The following is a 4247-nucleotide window of genomic DNA, read 5'->3' on the forward strand; positions in this document are numbered from 1 at the left end:
CTGCCCGGCGGGTGCGGCATCGAGGACATGGCGGGTTGGGAAGCGGTACTGTTCGATACCGCGTTTTCCCACGTCAATAACCGATTGACGCTATTCCAGGAGAACGACGCGCCCGTGGATGACAGGACGCACTTTCGATTCTGGGCTGCCCTGGCCAGGAAGAAGGTTGAAACGTTCCCCGTCGAGCGATTGGTGCCGATGGGCATGACCGTCGATGAATTTATTCGGACGCATGCCCGATGACTCCGCAAGAACATTTGTTGGTCTGTTTGATCCGTCTGCGCGTCAGACCCCGCCGTTCAGGGCGGGGAAGGATAGCGCGGCGTTGAGCGGACGCAATGTCGGCGGAACGCCAAGGAGAGGCTTAAGGATTTTTTAAATTAGCACATCATGAATGTCGTTCAGCGCGCCTACCGCTATCGTTTTTATCCGACTGCAGAACAGGAAACCATCCTGTCGCAAACGTTCGGGTGCGCCAGGTTCGTATACAACCATTTCCTGCGGGCTCGGACGGATGCGTTCTATCAGGAACAGAGGCGGATTGGGTACAACGAGACCGCCAAGTTGCTCACGAAATTGAAGCAGCAACCGGACATGGCCTTTCTGCAAGAAGTCTCGAATGTCGTCTTGCAGCAATCGCTGCGAAATCTCGACGCGGCATTCAAAAACTTCCTACAAGGTCGGGCGCAATATCCGACTTTCAAGAAGAAGCACGGCAAGCAATCCGTTCGCTACACGAGATCGGGGTTTCGCTGGAAGGACGGACAGATTTATCTCGCAAAGATGGATGAGCCTCTGAATATCCGTTGGAGCCGTTCATTCAAAGGGGAACCATCGTCCGTTACGGTCAGCAAAGACACGGTGGGTCGGTATTTCATATCGATTTTGGTCGAGGAAGAGATCAAGCCGTTACCGGTCGTCAACAAGATGGTCGGTATCGACTTGGGGCTGAAGGATGCTGTCATCCTGAGCGAGGAGGAGAAAATCCCCAATCCCAGCTATCTGCGCAAAGCAGAACGCAAGCTGGCCCGTGCTCAGAGGCGTTTGGCGAAGAAGCAAAAGGGGTCCAAGAACCGCGCTAAAGCTCGCCTCAAAGTGGCCAGGCTTCACGCGAAGATCGCCGACAGTCGCAAGGACTGGGCGCACAAACTCACATCACGGCTGGTGAACGAGAACCAAGTGCTGGCCGTGGAGAGTTTGCAAGTCAAGAACATGGTCAAGAATCCAAATCTCGCAAAGGCCATATCGGATGTGGGCTGGGCCGATATAACCCGGCTATTGGAGTACAAAGCCAATTGGTACGGGAGGACCTTTGTTCAGATCGACAAGTTTTATCCGTCGAGCAAACGCTGCTCGACCTGCGGTCACATCCTCGACACGCTCACGCTGGACGTTCGTTCATGGACCTGTCCGGAGTGCGGGGCCGAGCATTGCCGGGATGTCAACGCCGCCAAGAATATCCTGAGTGCAGGACTGGCAATACTCGCCGGAGCCGACGCGCTCAGGCTGCACGAGAAAAGTACCGCGGGGCACGCGGGAGCTTAGAAGCCTGTGGAGCTTGGGTAAGTCCTCGGCGGTTGAGCCAAAGAGGCACCGGGCGATGAAGCAGGAACCTGGAAGGCGACAACCAGGAATCCTCGGCCTTCAGGCCGGGGAGGATGTCAATGGGACAGAAGATAGTGAACCCTATGGATACCCATATCCGACCTTACAAATTTTGCACCCCATCCGAATGGTTCACTCGCCGGGTTCGAATCGAGGTCATCGGCATCGGCGGAACCGGCTCGGAGGTTCTCTCCAGCCTTGCCCGTATCGATTACGCCATCCGCGAACTCGGCCATCCTGGGCTGTATGTCCGGGCCTGGGATGGAGATCGGGTGGAGCGTCCCAACATCGGCCGACAGGCGTTCTATCCGGCGGACCTGGGGCACAACAAGGCGCTGGTTTCGGTGCAGCGAATCAATTATTTGTTCGGCCTGGATTGGAACGCCGAGCCGCGCATGTTCGATATCAACCGAGACGGAAACGCAGGCCAGCGTGATTTGCTGATTACCTGCGTGGATGTCGCTCAGTTTCGCGCTGACCTCGCCAAGTCGTTTGCGGACGATCCGCAAAGGGTGCTCTGGTTGGATGCCGGAAACGGTTTGCACTCCGGGCAAGTCATCCTCGGGTGGCTGGGGCAAGCAAAAGACGGTGCCGTGGCTTTGCCATCCGTGTTTGATTTCTATCCCGAGCTGGACGGCATGGCCGATGACAACTTGCCGTCGTGCAGCATGGAGGAAGCGCTGGCTAACCAGGACTTGCCGGTCAACCGCGCCATCGCCAACGTCGTCATGCAACTGGTCTGGTCACTGCTGAGACATGGTGGATTAAACCACCACGGTGCCTATGTGGATATACGGAAAGGCGTCATGACACCGATCAATATTCTACGTTGAAAAAAGGTGTGTTTGGTGGCAGTGTTATTACGCAACAATAGTGAACAATTCGTGAAACTCTGGGAACACTTGACATCCTCCCCGGCCTGAAGGCCGGAGATTCCTACGGCGCTCATGCTGCGTATGCAGCGTGAGTCGCTTCGGCGGGTTCCTGCTTCGCCGGAGCTGCCCTGCCTGCACCGAGATGCAGGCAGGGTCTTACATCCCCTCCACAGGCCATGACGGCATGCCCTGCCGCCAATATGGTCACGGCGGCATTCACATCGGCATGCGCCGTGTGGCCGCAGTGGGCACATTCAAACCGGGATTGGGTGATTCGGTTTTCTTTTGCCACATGCCCACACACCGGACAGCCCAGGCTGGTGTTGCGTGGATCGACCGCCACCACGATCCCGCCGCGCCAAGCCTGTTTGTACTCAAGCTGGCGACGGAACTCGAACCACCCCTGATCGAGGATGGATCGGTTCAGTCCCGCCTTGGCGCGGGTGTTTTTCCCCGGCTGTTCGACCGTCCCCGACGCTGACCTGGACATATTCCGTATCTGCAAGTCCTCAATCACGACCGCCGCGTGGTTTTTGCTGATGGTGGTGGAGAGTTTATGCAGATGGTCGCGCCGGATGTTGCCGATCCGGGTGTGGAGCTTCTGGATACGGGCCTTCGCCTTGATCCAGTTTTTGGAAAACTTCTGTTTGCGGCTCATGGCTCGTTGATACCGGGCCAATCGTTGTGCATGGCGCTTCATCGCATCCACTGGGGCGATGATCTCGCCGGTGGACAGGGCGGCGAAATTTGCTACGCCCAAATCCACGCCGACGATGCTCGTCGATGGATGGACAGGTTCCGGCACCTCGCGCTCGGTCTGGATGGATACGAACCATTTGCCACCAATGGCCGATACGGTGACGTTTTTCACCGTGCCCAGAGCCTTGCGGCTGTTGCGGTAGCGCAACCAGCCGAGCTTAGGCAGGAAGATGCGGCTATTTCCCTGATCGAGCTTGATCTGTTTCGGGTCGGGGTAGCGTAAGCTGTCGGACCGGCCTTTCTTCTTGAAGCGCGGAAACGCGGCGCGCTTGGCGAAGAAGTTGGCGTAAGCCCGCTCCAGGTCCTTGAATGCCTGTTGCAGCGGATGGACGGGGGCATTGGCCAGCCAAGGCGCGGTACGACCGGAGGGCAGCGGCGTGCCGTTGCGCCACGCCGTGAGTTCCTTGCACAGCCCGGCGTAGCCGAGCTTCTTCTCGCCTTGCTCGTAACGCCGCTTCTGCAAGTTCAGCGCCTCATTGAACACGACCCGGCACGAGCCGGCGAAGCGGCGCATTTGCCGCTCTTGCTGGCCGTCTGGTCTGAGTTCGTACTGGTAGGCTTGGAGTCGCCGCATGCGAGCAGTATAGTTTGGTCTATGAGCGATAACAACGATATTCGGCATGGAAGGCACTGCGTTTTCAAGATGCACGTCCATTTGGTCTTTGTGGCGAAACACCGTCGCAACGTGTTCGACAGCGACGCCATTGACCGACTGCGCACGATCTTCGCCAAGGTCTGCGCCGACTTCGAGGCGCAACTGATAGAGATGGACGGCGAGGACGACCATGTGCATTTGCTGGTCGAGTACCCGCCCAAGGTCGCCGTCTCGAACCTTGTGAACAGCCTCAAGGGCGTGTCCAGCCGCCTGCTGCGCAAGGAACGGCCCGATATTCAGAAGCGGTACTGGAAAGGCGTGCTATGGTCGCCGTCCTATTTCGCCTCAAGCTGCGGCGGCGCACCAATCTCCATCGTGCGCCAGTACATCGAGCAGCAGCAGACTCCGCACTG

Annotated in this window: 5 protein-coding genes; 4 read left to right on the forward strand and 1 reads right to left on the reverse strand. The window is 57.8% G+C overall.

Annotated features, from left to right (window positions below; translation table 11 throughout):
• From ABJK70_RS21070 to ABJK70_RS21080, 3 genes are all read left to right on the forward strand, one after another.
• A partial coding sequence (locus ABJK70_RS21070) for a hypothetical protein (RefSeq protein WP_347259016.1) occupies positions 1-243 on the forward strand: 243 nt, incomplete at its 5' end.
• A 147-nt stretch (positions 244-390) separates the two neighbouring features.
• Positions 391-1545, forward strand: a complete 1155-nt coding sequence (tnpB, locus tag ABJK70_RS21075; protein WP_156881740.1) for an IS200/IS605 family element RNA-guided endonuclease TnpB — start codon at positions 391-393, stop codon at positions 1543-1545.
• A gap of 119 nt (positions 1546-1664) precedes the next feature.
• Positions 1665-2438, forward strand: a complete 774-nt coding sequence (locus ABJK70_RS21080; protein WP_210024285.1) for a PRTRC system ThiF family protein — start codon at positions 1665-1667, stop codon at positions 2436-2438.
• 112 nt (positions 2439-2550) lie between these two features.
• Here ABJK70_RS21080 and ABJK70_RS21085 read toward each other — a convergent pair whose 3' ends face one another.
• Positions 2551-3894 (reverse strand): transposase, encoded by a 1344-nt coding sequence (locus ABJK70_RS21085; RefSeq protein WP_347259017.1) that lies wholly within the window; start codon positions 3892-3894, stop codon positions 2551-2553.
• Here ABJK70_RS21085 and tnpA point away from each other — a divergent pair.
• On the forward strand, positions 3835-4247 hold a 413-nt coding region (gene tnpA / locus ABJK70_RS21090), incomplete at its 3' end, for an IS200/IS605 family transposase (RefSeq protein ID WP_086133333.1). The two genes, ABJK70_RS21085 and tnpA, sit on opposite strands and share 60 nt — an antisense overlap.

The sequence above is a fragment of the Methylocaldum sp. genome (genome assembly GCF_039794385.1).
Lineage (GTDB): Bacteria > Pseudomonadota > Gammaproteobacteria > Methylococcales > Methylococcaceae > Methylocaldum.

Bases quoted from the DNA above. Each gene is read 5' to 3' on its own strand.
- tnpB (WP_156881740.1), top strand. From the start codon at position 391: ATGAATGTCGTTCAGCGCGCCTACCGCTATCGTTTTTATCCGACTGCA.
- ABJK70_RS21080 (WP_210024285.1), top strand. From the start codon at position 1,665: ATGGGACAGAAGATAGTGAACCCTATGGATACCCATATCCGACCTTAC.
- ABJK70_RS21085 (WP_347259017.1), bottom strand. From the start codon at position 3,894: ATGGACGTGCATCTTGAAAACGCAGTGCCTTCCATGCCGAATATCGTT.